Source organism: Paraburkholderia caledonica, assembly GCF_000383275.1.
GTDB lineage: Bacteria > Pseudomonadota > Gammaproteobacteria > Burkholderiales > Burkholderiaceae > Paraburkholderia > Paraburkholderia caledonica.
Window position 1 is genome coordinate 1 of sequence record NZ_KB911041.1, and the last position, 15,718, is coordinate 15,718.

At 61.9% G+C, this 15,718-nt stretch carries 17 protein-coding genes; 11 read left to right on the forward strand and 6 right to left on the reverse strand.

What is annotated here, in order from left to right:
- From H281_RS0122060 to H281_RS0122070, 3 genes are all read left to right on the forward strand, one after another.
- A partial coding sequence (locus tag H281_RS0122060) for an electron transfer flavoprotein subunit beta/FixA family protein (protein ID WP_027804840.1) occupies positions 1-244 on the forward strand: 244 nt, incomplete at its 5' end.
- A 31-nt stretch (positions 245-275) separates the two neighbouring features.
- A complete protein-coding gene (locus tag H281_RS0122065; protein WP_027804841.1) occupies positions 276-1,211 on the forward strand; it encodes an electron transfer flavoprotein subunit alpha/FixB family protein in 936 nt (311 codons plus the stop codon).
- A gap of 108 nt (positions 1,212-1,319) precedes the next feature.
- On the forward strand, positions 1,320-3,110 hold the full coding sequence (locus H281_RS0122070; RefSeq protein ID WP_020069326.1) for an acyl-CoA dehydrogenase: 1,791 nt from the start codon (positions 1,320-1,322) through the stop codon (positions 3,108-3,110).
- A 116-nt stretch (positions 3,111-3,226) separates the two neighbouring features.
- Here the strand turns inward: H281_RS0122070 and H281_RS0122075 are convergent, their stop codons facing one another.
- Complete coding sequence (locus tag H281_RS0122075; RefSeq protein WP_020069327.1) at positions 3,227-4,543, reverse strand: D-amino acid dehydrogenase; 1,317 nt, start codon at positions 4,541-4,543, stop codon at positions 3,227-3,229.
- A 165-nt stretch (positions 4,544-4,708) separates the two neighbouring features.
- On the opposite strand from H281_RS0122075, the gene H281_RS0122080 reads away from it, so the two are divergent.
- Both H281_RS0122080 and H281_RS0122085 read left to right on the forward strand, forming a co-directional pair.
- Positions 4,709-5,209 (forward strand): Lrp/AsnC ligand binding domain-containing protein, encoded by a 501-nt coding sequence (locus tag H281_RS0122080; protein ID WP_013340120.1) that lies wholly within the window; start codon positions 4,709-4,711, stop codon positions 5,207-5,209.
- Between the two features lie 85 nt (positions 5,210-5,294).
- A complete protein-coding gene (locus tag H281_RS0122085; protein WP_027804842.1) occupies positions 5,295-6,440 on the forward strand; it encodes a PA0069 family radical SAM protein in 1,146 nt (381 codons plus the stop codon).
- Between the two features lie 21 nt (positions 6,441-6,461).
- Here the strand turns inward: H281_RS0122085 and H281_RS0122090 are convergent, their stop codons facing one another.
- Both H281_RS0122090 and H281_RS0122095 read right to left on the reverse strand, forming a co-directional pair.
- On the reverse strand, positions 6,462-6,929 hold the full coding sequence (locus H281_RS0122090) for an NINE protein (protein WP_020069329.1): 468 nt from the start codon (positions 6,927-6,929) through the stop codon (positions 6,462-6,464).
- 241 nt (positions 6,930-7,170) lie between these two features.
- Positions 7,171-8,253 carry a PQQ-dependent sugar dehydrogenase gene (locus H281_RS0122095; protein ID WP_241077904.1) on the reverse strand — a complete coding sequence of 361 codons (1,083 nt, stop codon included), beginning with the start codon at positions 8,251-8,253 and terminating at the stop codon, positions 7,171-7,173.
- A gap of 259 nt (positions 8,254-8,512) precedes the next feature.
- On the opposite strand from H281_RS0122095, the gene rpsP reads away from it, so the two are divergent.
- From rpsP to H281_RS0122130, 6 genes are all read left to right on the forward strand, one after another.
- The gene (gene rpsP, locus H281_RS0122100) at positions 8,513-8,767 is read left to right on the forward strand and encodes a 30S ribosomal protein S16 (RefSeq protein WP_006400702.1); all 255 of its coding nucleotides are present in this window, start codon (positions 8,513-8,515) and stop codon (positions 8,765-8,767) included.
- A gap of 120 nt (positions 8,768-8,887) precedes the next feature.
- The gene (gene rimM, locus H281_RS0122110) at positions 8,888-9,646 is read left to right on the forward strand and encodes a ribosome maturation factor RimM (RefSeq protein ID WP_020069332.1); all 759 of its coding nucleotides are present in this window, start codon (positions 8,888-8,890) and stop codon (positions 9,644-9,646) included.
- Positions 9,647-9,684: 38 nt separating this feature from the next.
- Positions 9,685-10,452, forward strand: a complete 768-nt coding sequence (trmD, locus tag H281_RS0122115) for a tRNA (guanosine(37)-N1)-methyltransferase TrmD (RefSeq protein WP_020069333.1) — start codon at positions 9,685-9,687, stop codon at positions 10,450-10,452.
- A gap of 146 nt (positions 10,453-10,598) precedes the next feature.
- Positions 10,599-10,985 (forward strand): 50S ribosomal protein L19, encoded by a 387-nt coding sequence (rplS, locus tag H281_RS0122120; RefSeq protein ID WP_020069334.1) that lies wholly within the window; start codon positions 10,599-10,601, stop codon positions 10,983-10,985.
- 91 nt (positions 10,986-11,076) lie between these two features.
- Positions 11,077-11,793, forward strand: a complete 717-nt coding sequence (locus H281_RS0122125) for a CoA pyrophosphatase (protein WP_020069335.1) — start codon at positions 11,077-11,079, stop codon at positions 11,791-11,793.
- Positions 11,794-11,907: 114 nt separating this feature from the next.
- Positions 11,908-12,846: a CobD/CbiB family protein gene (locus tag H281_RS0122130; protein ID WP_020069336.1), complete on the forward strand. Its 939-nt coding sequence runs from the start codon at positions 11,908-11,910 to the stop codon at positions 12,844-12,846.
- 188 nt (positions 12,847-13,034) lie between these two features.
- On the opposite strand, the gene H281_RS0122135 is transcribed toward H281_RS0122130, so the two are convergent.
- Genes H281_RS0122135 through H281_RS0122145 form a run of 3 tightly spaced genes read right to left on the reverse strand, consistent with a single transcriptional unit; the run spans position 13,035 to position 15,605 of the window.
- Positions 13,035-13,355 carry a putative signal transducing protein gene (locus H281_RS0122135; protein ID WP_027804843.1) on the reverse strand — a complete coding sequence of 107 codons (321 nt, stop codon included), beginning with the start codon at positions 13,353-13,355 and terminating at the stop codon, positions 13,035-13,037.
- Between the two features lies 1 nt (position 13,356).
- Positions 13,357-14,349: a ribosome small subunit-dependent GTPase A gene (gene rsgA, locus H281_RS0122140; RefSeq protein ID WP_020069338.1), complete on the reverse strand. Its 993-nt coding sequence runs from the start codon at positions 14,347-14,349 to the stop codon at positions 13,357-13,359.
- The gene (locus H281_RS0122145) at positions 14,346-15,605 is read right to left on the reverse strand and encodes a M48 family metallopeptidase (protein ID WP_020069339.1); all 1,260 of its coding nucleotides are present in this window, start codon (positions 15,603-15,605) and stop codon (positions 14,346-14,348) included. The genes rsgA and H281_RS0122145 overlap by 4 nt, the downstream gene beginning before the upstream one ends.
- Positions 15,606-15,718 lie beyond the last annotated feature (113 nt).

The window sequence follows — 15,718 nt, forward strand, 5'->3', positions numbered from 1 at the left end:
GCTGCCCGCAGTGGTCACCACCGACCTGCGCCTGAACGAGCCGCGCTATGTGACGCTGCCGAACATCATGAAGGCGAAGAAAAAGCCGCTCGAAACGATCAGGCCTGAAGACCTCGGTGTGGATGTCGCGCCGCGTCTGAAAACGCTGAAGGTTGTCGAGCCGCCCAGGCGCTCCGCCGGTGTGAAGGTGCCGGATGTGAAGACGCTGGTCGAGAAGCTGAAGACCGAAGCCAAGGTGCTGTGAGCAGCGCACGGAGACGAATGAAATGACGAATCTGGTGAATCTTGTAATAGCAGAACACGACAACACGTCGATCAAGGGCGCAACGCTGAATACGATCGCAGCCGCGCAGAAAGTCGGCGGCGATATTCACGTGCTGGTCGCAGGTCAGAATGCGCAGGCTGCAGCGGATGCGGCGGCGAAGCTCGCGGGTGTTTCCAAAGTGTTGCTGGCCGACGCGCCGCAACTGGCCGAAGGGCTCGCGGAAAACGTCGAAGCAACGGTGCTGAACATCGCGAAGGACTACTCGCACATCTTCGCGCCGGCCACCGCCTACGGCAAGAACATCGCACCGCGTATCGCAGCGAAACTCGACGTCGCGCAGATCAGCGATATCACCGCGGTCGATTCCCCCGACACATTCGAGCGCCCGATCTATGCGGGCAACGCCATCGCGACGGTGCAGTCGGCCGATCCGATCAAGGTCATTACCGTACGCACGACGGGCTTCGACGCAGTTGCAGCCGAAGGCGGCAATGCGACGGTGGAGAAGATCGAAGCAGCCGCGGACGCGGGCATCTCGCAGTTCGTCAGCCGTGAAGTGACGAAGCTGGATCGTCCGGAACTGACGTCGGCGAAGATCATCGTTTCGGGCGGGCGCGGCCTGGGCAACGGCGAGAACTACACCAAAGTTCTCGAGCCGCTGGCCGACAAGCTGAATGCGGCGCTGGGCGCATCGCGTGCAGCAGTGGACGCGGGCTTTGTGCCTAACGACTATCAGGTCGGCCAGACCGGCAAGATCGTCGCGCCGCAACTGTATGTGGCGGTCGGCATCTCCGGCGCGATCCAGCATCTGGCGGGCATGAAGGACAGCAAGGTGATCGTCGCCATCAACAAGGACCCGGAAGCGCCGATTTTCAGCGTTGCCGATTATGGCCTTGTTGGCGATCTGTTTACGCTCGTTCCGGAACTCGTCAGCGAACTCGGCTAAGCGTCCGGGCGCCGTATAAAAGCCATTCAAAGGCGTTAGGCGACATATAAAGGGCGCGGGACCAACAAGTCCGGCGCCCTTTTTCCATCAAGGCAGGAGGAGAACACAATGAGCTATACGGCGCCTATCAAGGACATGCTGTTCGTGATGAAAGAACTGGCGGATCTCGAGCAGATCGCGACGCTGCCAGGCTTCGAGGACGCGAATCTGGACACCGCCCAGGCCGTGCTGGAAGAGTCGGCGAAACTATGCGGCGAAGTGCTCGCTCCACTGAATGTGGAAGGCGATCGCAATCCGAGCAGTTGGAAAGACGGCGTGGTCACCGCGACGCCGGGCTTCAAGGAAGCGTTCCGCCAGTTTGGCGAAGGCGGCTGGCAGGGCGTGCAGCATCCCGTCGACTATGAAGGTCAGGGCTTGCCCAAGCTGATCGCGACCGCGTGCATCGAAATGCTGAACGCGTCGAATCTGTCGTTCGCGTTGTGTCCGTTGCTGACCGACGGCGCGATCGAAGCGCTGCTGACCGCCGGCACCGACGCGCAGAAACAGACCTATGTGCCCAAGCTGGTATCCGGCGAATGGACCGGCACGATGAACCTCACCGAGCCGCAAGCGGGCTCCGACCTCGCGCTCGTGCGCACGCGCGCAGAGCCGCAAGGCGACGATTCGTTCAAGCTCTTCGGCACGAAGATTTTCATCACGTGGGGCGAGCACGACATGGCGAAGAACATCGCGCATCTCGTGCTGGCACGGACGCCGAACGCGCCTGAAGGCGTGAAGGGCATTTCGCTCTTCATCGTTCCAAAGTTTCTGGTCAATGAAGACGGTTCGCTCGGCGAGCGTAACGACGTGCACTGCGTGTCGATCGAACACAAGCTCGGCATCAAGGCCAGCCCGACAGCGGTACTGCAATTCGGCGACCACGGCGGCGCGATCGGGCACCTGATCGGCGAGGAAAATCGCGGCCTCGAGTACATGTTCATCATGATGAACGCTGCTCGTTTTGCCGTGGGCATGCAGGGCGTCGGCGTGTCGGATCGCGCGTATCAGAAGGCGGTCGCGTATGCGAAGGACCGCGTACAAAGCCGTCCCGTCGACGGCTCTGCAAAACAGCCGGTCGCGATCATTCAGCACCCTGACGTGCGTCGCATGCTGTCGACAATGCGCGCGCTCACGGAAGCATCGCGTGCGCTCGCTTACGTCGCGGCAGGGCATTGCGATATCGCGCATCGTCATCCGGACGAAGCGACGCGTGCAAGCCACCAGGCGATCTACGAATTTCTCGTGCCGATCGTGAAGGGCTGGAGTACCGAGCTGTCGATCGACGTGACGAGCCTCGGCGTGCAGGTGCACGGCGGCATGGGTTTCATCGAGGAGACGGGCGCCGCGCAGTATTACCGCGATGCCCGCATCCTGCCGATTTACGAGGGAACGACTGCGATTCAGGCAAACGATCTGATCGGCCGCAAGACGGTGCGTGATGGCGGCAAGGTTGCAAAGTCGCTGCTCGCGGGCGTCGCTGAGACCGTCGAATCGCTCGGCGCGCAGCAAGGGCCTGCGTTCGAGTCGATGAAAAAGTATCTGGGGCACGGGCAGCGCTCGTTGAGCGCCGCAATCGACTTCGTCGTCGCGAACACGAAAGAGGATCCGAACGCCGTATTTGCCGGCAGCGTGCCTTATCTGAAGCTCGCCGGGATTGTGCTCGGCGGCTGGCAGATGGCGCGCGCACTGCTCGTCGCCGCTCAGAAGCGCGACGAAGACCCGGCGTTCTACAGCGCGAAAATCGCGACCGCGCAATTCTATGCGGAGCATGTGTTGCCGCTTGCGTCCGCGCTCGAAGCGTCGATTGTCAGCGCGAAGGGCGACGAGGGCGTGCTCGCGTTGTCGGCGGACCAGTTCTGACACGGTCTGTCATTAGACAGTGCCCTTTAAATGCAAACGGCGCCTTGTAAAGGCGCCGTTTGTTTTTTGACGAGTCGCTTCGCGCAGTCACGAACCGGCTGGCGACGCGGTATGCGTCAAATCTCGCGAGTTCTCGAAGTCACGCTTCGCGCATAAGCCGGACGATGCGCGCTGCCGGTGTCGCCGAGATAGCGATGTACCGACAGATCGTCTGCCTTGATGGCAGGCTGCTTGCCCGAGATAACGTCGGCGAGCAATTGGCCGGAACCGCACGACATGGTCCAGCCGAGCGTGCCGTGGCCGGTATTCAGGAACAGATTCGCCACCGGCGTGCGGCCGACGATCGGTGTGCCGTCCGGCGTCATAGGCCGCAGCCCGGTCCAGAAGCTCGCCTTCGACGTATCGCCGCCACCCGGGAACAGGTCGTTCACGCACAGTTCCAGCGTTTCGCGGCGCGCCTGGCGCAACGACTTGTCGAAGCCGACGATCTCAGCCATGCCGCCCACGCGAATCCGGTTGTCGAAGCGGGTGATCGCGATCTTGTAGGTTTCGTCCAGCACCGTGGAAACGGGCGCGGCCGCTTCATTGACGATCGGCGCCGTGATCGAGTAGCCCTTCAGCGGATACACCGGAATCTTCACGAGACCGGACAGGAATTTCGTCGAGTACGAACCCAGCGCGACCACGAACGAATCGGCGCGCACCAGTTCGTTGCCGCATTGCACGCCGGCAATGCGGTCTCCGGCCATGGCGAGTGCGTCGATCGGCGTGTTGTAGCGGAATTTGACACCCAGCTGCTCGGCCAGCGCGGCAAGGCGCGTGGTGAACATCTGACAGTCGCCGGTTTCGTCGCCCGGCAGGCGCAGACCGCCGGTCAGCTTGTGGGAGACGGCGGCGAGCGCCGGTTCCGCCTGCGCCAGTTCGGCGGCCGAGAGCAGTTCGTACGGCACATTGGCTTCGCGCAGCACCGCGATGTCTTTCGCCGCGCCGTCGAATTGCTGCTGCGTGCGGAACACCTGCAGCGTGCCGCCAGTGCGGCCTTCGTACTGGATGCCGGTCTCGGCGCGCAGCGCCTGCAGGCAATCGCGGCTGTATTCGGCAAGACGGACCATGCGGCCTTTGTTGACCGCATAGCGCGACTCGGTGCAGTTCTGCAGCATTTGCCACATCCATTGCAGCTGAAACTGCGTGCCGTCGAGGCGGATTGCGAGCGGTGCGTGTTTCTGGAACATCCACTTGACGGCTTTCAGCGGCACGCCCGGTGCGGCCCATGGCGACGCATAACCGGGCGAGATCTGCCCGGCGTTGGCGAAACTGGTTTCGAGCGCCGGGCCGGCTTCCCGATCGATAACGGTCACTTCATGACCCGCACGTGCCAGATAATACGCGCTTGTCACGCCGACGACGCCACTGCCCAAAACGACGACTCGCATAGCTGCTCCGGAAAATTCGCAAAAATTCGGGGGCGGTGCGCTCGCTAGTTCGTGGATTCGTGCGATTAACGAGGTGTAACGCGGTTCGCCCAGTGTTAACCGCTATACTATGGTCGAGCCTGCAGGTTTTGTTATTGTATTTTTGCGATTTTCAGAAGAAACACTATGCGTACGCAGCGCCAGCCGGTCCGAGCTCTCGACAAGCTCGATCACAAGATTCTTCGTCTGCTGCAGCAGGACGGTCGCATGGCCATGAAAGACCTCGCGGAGCAGGTCGGACTGTCGGTCACGCCGTGTATCGAGCGCGTCAAGCGCATGGAGCGCGACGGCGTCATTACCGGCTACTACGCGCGCGTGAATCCGGCGGAACTGGGCGCGGCACTGCTGGTATTCGTGGAGATCACGCTGGACCACAAAAGCGGCAACATGTTCGACCAGTTTCGGCGTGAAGTTCAGAAAATCCCCGAAGTGCTCGAATGCCACCTCGTGTCAGGTGACTTCGACTATCTGATCAAGGCGCGGATCGGCGAAATGGCCGACTACCGCAAGCTGCTGGGCGACATCCTGCTGCAACTCCCCGGCGCGGTGCAGTCGAAAAGCTATGTCGTGATGGAAGAAATCAAGGAAACGCTGACCATTCCCGTCGGCGACGAAGCCACGCGCTAGTTTTCCGCAGGGCTCGACAAACGGCGTAAACACTGTATATTTATACAGGTGTTTTGCGCCGTTTTTTATTAGTCTCCTGCTAGCCGTGACCAAATCCCACGTCTCTTCCGTCCGCGAGTTTCCAATCGCACCGCCAGCGCCTCGCAAAGGGCGCGGCGCGGTAACGAACTTGCAGGGACGCTACGAAGTCGACCACCGCGAAGCCGTAGACGACGGCTGGCTTGGGGTCCCGGACGAAGAGGAAGCACCGAAGGTTCTGCGTACGCAGGTTTTCGAGGAAAGGGCGAAGAGCATCCTCACGCGCAATAGCTCGCCGGATATCCCGTTCAGCGTGTCGCTCAATCCGTATCGTGGCTGCGAACACGGCTGTATCTATTGTTTCGCGCGGCCCACGCACAGTTATCTCGGGCTTTCGCCGGGACTCGACTTCGAAAGCCGGATCTATGCGAAGGTCAATGCGCCTGAATTGCTGGAGCGCGAACTTTCGAAGAAATCGTATGAGCCCGAGCCAATCGCGCTCGGCGTGAATACCGACGCCTGGCAGCCCGCAGAACGCGATTGGCGGCTCACGCGTCGCGTGGTCGAGGTGCTTAGCGAGCGGAATCACCCATTTGCAGCGATCACGAAGTCGTCGCTGATCGAGCGCGATCTGGATCTGCTTGCGCCTATGGCGGCTCGGGGCCAGTTTATGGCAGCGATCACGATCACTACGCTAGACGCGGATATCGCTCGTACGCTGGAACCGCGCGCGGCTACGCCCTCCCGGCGGCTGCGAACCATCCGCGCATTGAGCGAGGCCGGCATTCCGGTCGGCGTGAGCATTGCGCCCGTCATTCCGTTTGTCACCGAGCCCGACATGGAGCGCGTGCTCGAGGCGTGCGCGGAAGCGGGCGCCAGCAATGCGAGTTATATCGTGCTCCGCTTACCGTGGGAGGTGGCACCGCTTTTCAAAGACTGGCTCGCTGCGCATTTTCCCGAACGCGCTGAACGGGTCATGGCGCGCGTGCGCGATATGCGCGGTGGTAAAGACTACGACTCGTCTTTTTCTGCCCGCATGAAGGGCGAAGGTTTGTGGGCCGATCTGCTCAAGCAGCGTTTCCACAAAGCGGTGCGCCGTTTAGGCCTGAACCAGCGCGACCGGGGCATTCTGGATATGTCCCACTTCCGGCGAAACGAGGCGCAGCGGGTTCCGGCGGCAGTTCGCGACAATCCGCAACTCGATCTGTTCTAGCGGATTGCGCGGCGCGCCGGATTATTGCGAAAGCGCTTTGGCCGCCTGAACTTGCCCTTCGAAGTAGGTCTGGAAGGAAATGGCGAGGCCGGTCATCAACAGGAAGGCCCCGATCAGCAGCGAAAAGATCACCACGAAGATTACGGTCCAGCCAGATCGGCTCGTGCGCTGCGTGTGCGCGTTGAACTGCCTGTCCCATTTTTCGTCAGGGCGCAGGCCGTAGACGATCGCGGCGAGGAATGCAGCCAGAAGCGAGACCGCGCCAGGAAACGCCAGGACCCAGCCGAGCATTGAAGTGCGTTCACTCGCCGCGAGCAACATCGCGCCTGGAATGCCGATCAGCGTGCCGATCAGGTGAGCCCAGCCGAAAAGGTCGCGCGGTCCGTACAGGTAAAAGCGATGTGCGCCGAGGGTGCCCAGGAAAAATGCCAGTGCGGCGGTGATAGTTTTGGATCGAAAGTAAGTCGAGGTCGGAACTGGCTTGGACATGTAGGCGAGGGCAGAGTAACGGGCGGTCAGTAACGCGGGCCGAAGGAGCGGTCAATGGAGCGGGCACACCGTTGCCGCGGACCGTCGCGCATTCTACGCCGCTCGCGTGCGGCCGGTCACGCGGCGTACGGCCTCAGGGGGCGCGGGCATGTTGCCGTCTGGCTTGCTGGTTCCTGTGTCGCGCACCGCGGGACGAGATTGACTGCTGACCCACTGAAACGTGGAGCGGCCAGACGGGCGTTCAAGGCGCAGAGTAAGTGACGCGATAGATAGCGCCGGCGTAGTCGTCGCTGATAAGCAGGGACCCGTCGGGCAGCGGCAGGACATCGGCCGGGCGGCCCCAGACGGTTTCTCCCGGCTGGAGCCATCCTTCGGCGAACACTTCCTGACGCGCATGACTGCCGTCCGGCTCCGTGACGACGCGCATCACGCGGTAACCGGACTTCTTGCTTCGGTTCCAGGAACCGTGCTCGGCAATGAAAATGTTTGCGCGGTAGTCGGGCGGAAACATGGAGCCGCTATAGAAGCGCATGCCGAGCGCGGCAACGTGCGCACCTAGCTTGGCGACGGGTGGCGTATACGCGCTGCATGGGTGACCCTCGCCGAATTCCGGGTCGGGAATGACGCCGGCGTGGCAGTACGGAAAGCCGAAGTCCATGCCGACGCGCGGGGCGCGGTTGAGTTCGTCGTCGGGTGCGTCGTCGCCCAGCAGGTCGCGACCGTTATCGGTGAACCATAGCTCGTGCGTCGCCGGATGCCAGGCAAACCCGACCGTGTTGCGTACACCCCGCGCCACGACTTCGTAATGATTGCCGTCCGCGTCCATGCGGCCGATCATCGCGTAGCGGTCGCGGTCTTTCTCGCAGACGTTACAGGGCGCGCCTTGCGGCACGTAAAGCTTGCCGTCCGGCCCGAAAGCAATGAATTTCGCGCCGTGATGAGTCTCGCCCGGCAGTTTGTCCGTCACTACGACTGGTTTGGGCGGCGCATTAAGGCGCGTATCAATCGAGTCGAAGCGTAAAATCTTCGACACCGCGGAGACGTACAGCGCGCCGTTGTGCCAGGCCACGCCGACCGGAGTCTCCAGCCCCGAGGCCACCACATGGCGCGCGGTTGCGCGTCCGTCCTGCAGCTGGAGCGCGTACACATGGCCGTCGAGACTGCCTATATATAGAACGCCCTTCGGCGACAACGTCATGGCGCGAGCACTCGGTACAGTGTCCGACAAGACCTCAATGCGAAAACCGGCCGGCAGCTTGATGCGTTCAATAGGCAGCGCGGCAAACACATTGCACGCAAAGGAGGCCAGGAGTGCCGCCGCCACCGTGCGAAAACCGCGACAGAGCGGGGCGTTAGCGGTCCGACGGGCGAAGTAGACGAGTACGAGAGCGGCTCGGGACAGTGATTTCACAAGGCGTTCCGTCAGGTTGTTTGGGCTTCTGGGCGCCGCCGACCACCCGCGCTGTATGGGCGGCGCAACCGCGCTGCTCAGTTTATCCCGGTAAGTGTTTGTTATGGCGTCAGTTTCCCGCTATAATCGCGTGTTTCAGTCGTTCCGAACCCCGGTTTTCAAGGATTCTAGTATGGTCATCATCCGCTTGGCTCGTGGCGGCTCCAAGAAGCGCCCGTTCTACAACATCGTCGCAACCGACTCGCGTAACCGTCGTGACGGCCGCTTCATCGAGCGCGTTGGTTTTTACAACCCGGTCGCTACGAAGGGCGAAGCCCTGCGTATCGCTCAAGACCGCCTCACGTACTGGCAAGGCGTTGGCGCACAACTGTCGCCGACCGTCCAGCGTCTCGTGAAAGAAGCGCAAAAGGCGCAGCCGGCTGCTTAATGGTAGCTCGCATGCGGATCGTCGTCGGTTTGCCCGGCGGCTCGTGCAACTCGCATGAGCAGTCCGATACGCAAGATTTTTTGCCGAAGCAGGCGTCGAAGTTCGTTGTGAGGCTCAATCATGTCCGAGCGTGATTCCGGCAGTTCAGGTCGCGTAAAGACCAAAGAGCCGACACAAGAGCCGCCGAAAGGTGCGAGCTCACGTGCGAAGACGTCTGGTCAGGCGCCATTCGGTGCATTCGTCCGCAAGCCGGTCGAGCGGACCGAAGGCAAGGCGAAAGCCAATGTTGCAAACGCCGGTTCCGAGGCAGCAGCAATGCGCGCGGAAACGGCGGAGAGTTGGCCGGCCGACGCGGTCGAGGTCGGCGCAATCGTCGACGCATACGGTCTCAAAGGCTGGGTCAAGGTAGCTGCTCACGCGGATGCCGGCCATGGCGGCGACGCTTTGCTCAGTGCAAAGCGCTGGTGGCTGATGAAAGGCCGCGAGCGTCAGTCGGCGCCGTCATTGCAGGCGAAAACGCATAGCGACAGTGTGGTGGCCCATCTGGGCGGCGTCACTGACCGTGATGCGGCGTTGTCACTGCGCGGCTCTCGCGTCTATATCAGCCGCAGCGAATTTCCGGCGCTGGAAGCCGACGAATTCTACTGGGTCGACCTGCTCGGCCTGGATGTGGTGAACCTTGCCGGCGTCAACTTGGGCAAGGTGGCAGACATGATCGACAACGGTGCGCATTCGGTGTTGCGCGTCGAATATGCGGCAGCCGACAAAGTCGGCAAGCCGGTCACCGCCGAGCGTTTGATCCCGTTCGTCGGTGTGTTCGTCAAAACGGTGGACCAGGCGGCAAAGCAGATCATCGTCGACTGGGAAGCTGATTATTGATAGTTCAGCAAATCGAGTTCGCTAAAACGGAGAGAGCGATGCAGTTCGATGTCGTCACGCTCTTTCCCGAAATGTTTCGTGCGCTGACCGACTGGGGTATAACCAGCCGGGCAGCAAAGCAGGAGCGCTATGGGTTGCGAACGTGGAATCCGCGTGATTTCACAACCGACAACTACCGCACAATCGACGATCGCCCATACGGCGGCGGCCCCGGCATGGTCATGCTGGCCAAGCCGCTGGAAGATGCGATTGGCGCAGCCAGGGCGGCGCAGGCGGAGCAGGGCATCGGCGCGCCGCGCGTTGTGATGATGTCGCCGCAAGGCGCCACGTTGAATCACGAGCGTGTCATGAAGTTCGCCGCGCAGCCGGGGCTGATTCTGCTGTGCGGGCGCTACGAAGCGATCGATCAGCGTTTGCTTGACCGCGTTGTGGACGAAGAAGTCAGTCTTGGCGACTTCGTGCTGTCGGGCGGAGAGTTGCCCGCCATGGCCTTGATGGATGCGGTCGTGCGCCAGCTGCCGGGCGTGCTCAATGATTCGCAGTCGGCGGTGCAGGACAGTTTTGTCGACGTGCTGCTCGATTGTCCGCACTACACGCGGCCCGAGGAATACCAAGGCGTGCGCGTGCCCGATGTGCTGCTTGGCGGCCATCACGCGGAGATCGAAGCGTGGCGTCGGCGCGAGGCCTTGCGAAACACGTTGCACAAGCGGCCTGACCTGATCGTCAAGGCTAGAAAAAACAAGATGTTGAGCCGTGCCGACGAGGCATGGCTTGCAAGTCTCGCGAAGGAAGAGCCGAAGGCGTAAAGCTTCGGTCTTTCGAGCGGACACCAGGCGGCGCCGTACATGCGTGTACGGCGCCTGATGTGAACCCATCCTCTATCGGGGCCGTAGCCGGGCATTTTCATGCGAGGCAGGTACGAACGCCGACAAGATGGACTTAGGAGTCAGTGATGAATCTGATTGCAAAACTCGAGCAGGAAGAAATTGCGCGCGCCCTCGGCGAAAAGACCATTCCCGAATTCGCTCCTGGCGATACGGTGATTGTCAGCGTGAACGTGGTTGAAGGTACGCGTAAGCGTGTTCAGGCTTACGAAGGCGTCGTGATCGCCAAGCGTAACCGTGGTCTGAATTCGTCGTTCATCGTCCGTAAGATTTCGTCGGGCGAAGGCGTCGAGCGTACGTTCCAGACATACTCGCCGCTGCTGGCAAGCATCGTCGTGAAGCGTCGTGGCGATGTGCGTCGCGCGAAGCTGTACTACCTGCGCGACCGTTCGGGCAAGTCGGCTCGAATCAAGGAAAAGCTGGTCTCGAAAGACCGCGCTGCTTCCCAGGCGTAAATGCTGTAAGAAAAAGCACCCCTCGCGGGTGCTTTTTTGTTTGCCAGGTCAAAATAGCGGCATCGCCTCTACCGCTCACTCGAGAGATCCGTTGATCCGCCCCGCCTTTGAACCTGAAACGTTGCCTGTCGAAGCGACCGGCGCCCACTTGCCGCCAGTGCCCGCGGAGCGTCTTACGCCCGATGGCCTGCGCCGCCGTTTCAAGCAGCATCTTTGCTGGACACCCGAGCCGATCGTCGAGGCGCCGTGGCGCAATACTCAGGGCGATCCGCGTGTCGCCTCTGTACTGGTCCCGCTGGTAATCCGCGCAAATGGCCTGACGGTGCTGCTCACGCAGCGTGCCGACCATCTTAACGATCACGCAGGCCAGGTCAGCTTCCCTGGTGGCCGGCAGGAACCGTTCGACGCAGACGCCACAGCCACTGCTTTGCGCGAAGCGCAGGAGGAAGTCGGCCTGGCGCCGTCGCGTGTCGAAGTGCTTGGCGCGCTGCCCGACTATCTGACAGGCACCGGTTTCCGCGTGACGCCCGTAATCGGCCTCGTGCATCCGCCGTTCGCATTGAAAGCGGACGCGCTGGAGGTCGCAGAAGTATTCGAAGTGCCGCTCGCATTTCTGATGAACCCGGCGCATCACGAAGAACGCGTGTTCCGGTACGAAGGAGGCGAACGGCGTTTCTTCGCGATGCCGTACCCGCGCGGCGCATCATTGGAAGCGGCTGAAAGAGACGACGGCACGGGCAGCCACTATTTCATCTGGGGCGCGACGGCCGCCATGCTGCGCAATTTCTATCGCTTTCTAATGGCTTGAGGCGAGGTGACGCGCACGGTCGCCCGATGTTTGGCAACGACCTCGCTCAGCGGCATCCGACCCTGTGCTATCGTTATGAAACAATCGTAAAACTCGAAAAGCACGGCGCATCGCATGACTTTTTTTTCGGTATTGCTGGCTCTGATCATTGAACAGGTGCGCGCACTGTCGCCGAACAATCCAGTATCCGCGCTGCTTCAATACCACGCGGAGTCGGCGGCGCACGGATTCGATGCAGGCAAGCCCAAGCACGGCCTTCTTGCGTGGCTCGTCGTAGTGGTGCCGTGGACGCTCGTCGTCGCGCTCGTCTACTACGTTCTGTACAACATCCATTTCGCGCTTGCGTTCCTGTGGAACGTCGCGGTGCTGTACTTCACGCTGGGCTTTCGCCAGTTCAGCCACTACTTTACGGACATTCATCTCGCGCTCAATAACGACGATGTGCCGCGCGCCCGTGAAATTCTGAACGAATGGACCGGTCTCGACACGCTCGACATGCCGGTCAGCGAAATCGTGCGCCATACGCTGATTCACGCAGTCGTCGCGTCGCATCGCCACGTTTTCGGCGTGTTCTTCTGGTTCCTGATTCCGGTCGGGCCGGCGGGCGCGGTGCTGTATCGCATCGCCGAATATTTGTCGCGCACGTGGGCGCGTCCGGTCGACGACCGTACCATCGCGTTTTCAAGTTTTGCGCAGCGCGCATTTTTCGTGATCGACTGGGTGCCGGCGCGGCTTACGTCGCTGGGCTTTGCGATTGTCGGAAATTTCGAAGACGCGATCTATGCATGGCGTAACCATGCGCGTCAGTGGCCGGATGCGAATGACGGCGTGTTGCTGGCCGCCGGCAGCGGCGCGCTTGGCGCGCGTCTGAGCGGGCCGCTCGCAGAGCCGTCGAGTCTCGACGCGCTCGCCACCGGCGACGGCGGTCCCATGCAAGTCGGCGACGATTGCACGCCGCGCACGCTGCAGTCGGCCGTCGGGCTGGTGTGGCGCGCAGTCGTGTTGTGGATGATCCTGTTGCTCATGCTGACAATCGCCGTGTGGCTCGCTTGACCGCACACGCATGCGAACAAAAAAAGCCGGGTCGCCCCGGCTTTTTTTACGTCCTTCTCCGGGCTCAGGGGCGCTTTGAAAGCTAGGGTCCGCTGAGACCGAGCATCGACCACGTCGCGTCAGTCTGAACAGCATCGCATGAAGCGCATCAAGCGCATCAGCTCATGTCCGTACTGTGGAGGCGCGAATCACCCGTCCAATGGATCGCGCGCCGTACCGCACTGCCAGCACACGGTAAATTGCGCTTCGAGCCTCTCACCGCAATGGCGGCACTGCCAGCCCGGCGCACCGGCCGCTGGACCTTGCGACGCCGCATCGATCAAGCGCCGCGCCACGGCCTCGTCGCGATCGTCCACGAGCCATAGCTCAGGCGCGCATTGATCGGCGGGAATATCGCCGAGCGCGCCGTTCAGGTAGCGGTTGTGCAACTCACACGGAATGCCGGCCGCAGCCAGCACATTGACCCAATGCTGTCCGATGATGAGGTTCGGCGCGCGCATCAGCCTCATATCAGCGAACGATCTGACTGGCTTCGTGCACCAGTTGCGCGTACAGCGCATGGCGTTCGCGCCGGATACGGCCGTCGGCAACCGCCTCGAGGATCGCGCAGCCCGGCTCTTGCAGGTGATGGCAGTTGTAGAAGCGGCAATTGGGCAAGAGCGGCCGGAACTCCGGAAACGCGCGTTCGAGCCGGCCTTCGGTCAGATGATGCAGGCCGAATTCCTGGAAGCCCGGCGAGTCGATCAGTGCGCCGCCTTCGCCATCCACGCTGCGAGTATGGTGCGCGTTGTCCGCTGTGTCATTGCGGGCGAAGTGCGGCAGCGGATAGAGACGCGTGAACGTCGTCGTATGGCGGCCGCTGTTCAGCGCCGTCGAGATCTCGCGCGTGGCGACTTCGGCGTCCGGAATCAGCAGATTCACGAGCGTGGACTTGCCCATGCCGGACTGGCCGAGCAACAGCGTCGAATGACCGCGCAAATGTTCGATCAACGCGGTGCGAGCGGCCTCGGGTTGGGCCTTGATCGACACTTCCACCACCGTGTAGCCGAGCGCGCGGTACGGCTCCAGCCGTTTGCGAGCGCCTTCGAGCGCATCGGTCACGTCGATCTTGTTCAGCACGATCAACGGCTTCAGTTCGTTGGCTTCCGCTGCGACGAGCGCCCGGCCGAGCAGGTCTTCGCTGAAATGCGGCTCTGTCGCGAGCACGATCAGCAACTGGTCGAGATTCGCGGCGAACAGCTTCGACTTGTACTGATCCGAACGATAGAGCAGATTGCGCCGCTCGCCGATTTCGACGATCACGCCCTGGTCGGCGGAAGTGGGCTCGTAGATCACGCGGTCGCCTACCGCGACTTCGCTGCGCTTGCCGCGTGGGAAGCATTGGAGCATCGGGCCGCCGTCTTCGGGCGCGACCAGATAGTGACGGCCATGCGCGGCCACCACGAGGCCGCCTACGCGCGTGCTGGACGGCGCGCGCGGCGCTTTCTGAGGGCGGCCGCTCATGCGTGGCGCAACAGTCGGTCGATCCGCTGCGACGCAGGCGGATGCGAGTAATAGAACGCGGTGTAGAGCGGATCGGGCGTCAGCGTGGACGCATTGTCTTCATACAGCTTGACGAGGGCGTTGACGAGGTCTTGCGCGCGGGTTTGCGTGGCTGCGAATGCATCGGCCTCGAACTCGTGCTTGCGCGACGTGAGACTGCCGAGCGGCGTCACAAAGAACACGAACACAGGCAGTGCAAGGAAGAACAGCACGAGCGCGAGTCCGCTATTACCGCCGACTAGCGACGGCCGCACGCCCAGCCCTTCGTAGAACCACACGGACTGCGTGAGCCAGCCGAGCAAGGCGAGCATGGCGAGGCTGAGCGCGAACGTGACCAGCATCCGCTTGATCACGTGACGGCGCTTAAAGTGGCCGAGTTCGTGCGCGAGCACGGCTTCGATCTCGCTGCCCGACAGGCGCGCCAGCAGCGTGTCGAAGAACACGATCCGCTTGGCCGCGCCGAAGCCGGTGAAATACGCGTTGCCGTGCGCGGAGCGGCGGCTGCCGTCCATGACGAAAAGGCCTTTGGCCGCGAAGCCGCAGCGTTTCATCAGCGCCTCGATGCGGCTTTTCAGCGCTTCGTCCTTGAGCGGTTCGAATTTGTTGAAAAGCGGTGCGATGAACGACGGGTACAGCACCAGCACGAGCATCTGGAAGACGACCCAGACGATCCACGTCCACAGCCACCAGAAACTGCCCGCCTGGTTCATCAGCCACAGTACGACGAACAGCAACGGCAGACCGAACGCGGCACCTAGCAGGACGCCCTTCAACCGGTCGACGATGAAAATGCGCTTGCTCATCCGGTTAAAGCCGAAGCGTTGCTCGATAACGAATTGCCGGAAGTAATCGAACGGCAGGTCGATCGCGCTGGTAATCGCGATCACGGCCGCGACCAGTGCGATCTGCCCGACGTAGCCGCGGCCGAGCCAGTCTGTGATCGCCAGATCGAGTGCCTGCACGCCGCCGAGCAGTGTCAGGCCGATCAGCACGGCGGCGCCGACGACGATCTCGATCATCGTGAGACGCGTGCGCTCGACGGTGTAGTCGGCGGCGCGCTGGTGCGCGCTCAGCGCGATAGTGCCGGCAAACTGGCTCGGCACCTGCTCGCGATGGCCGGCGACGAAGCGGATTTGCCGCGACGCGAGCCAGAGTTTGGTGCCGACCATCGCCACGACGGCGACGACGAACAGAACGGTGAAGTACAGGGTAGGCATCCGTGGATTCCGTGGTATCTATGCGAGAATTATATGTTTCTTCCCGCCTCGCAGCGGGGACATGCTCAAACCATCTCAAACGACCAACCGCCGCAGCAATGGGGCTTCCCGCA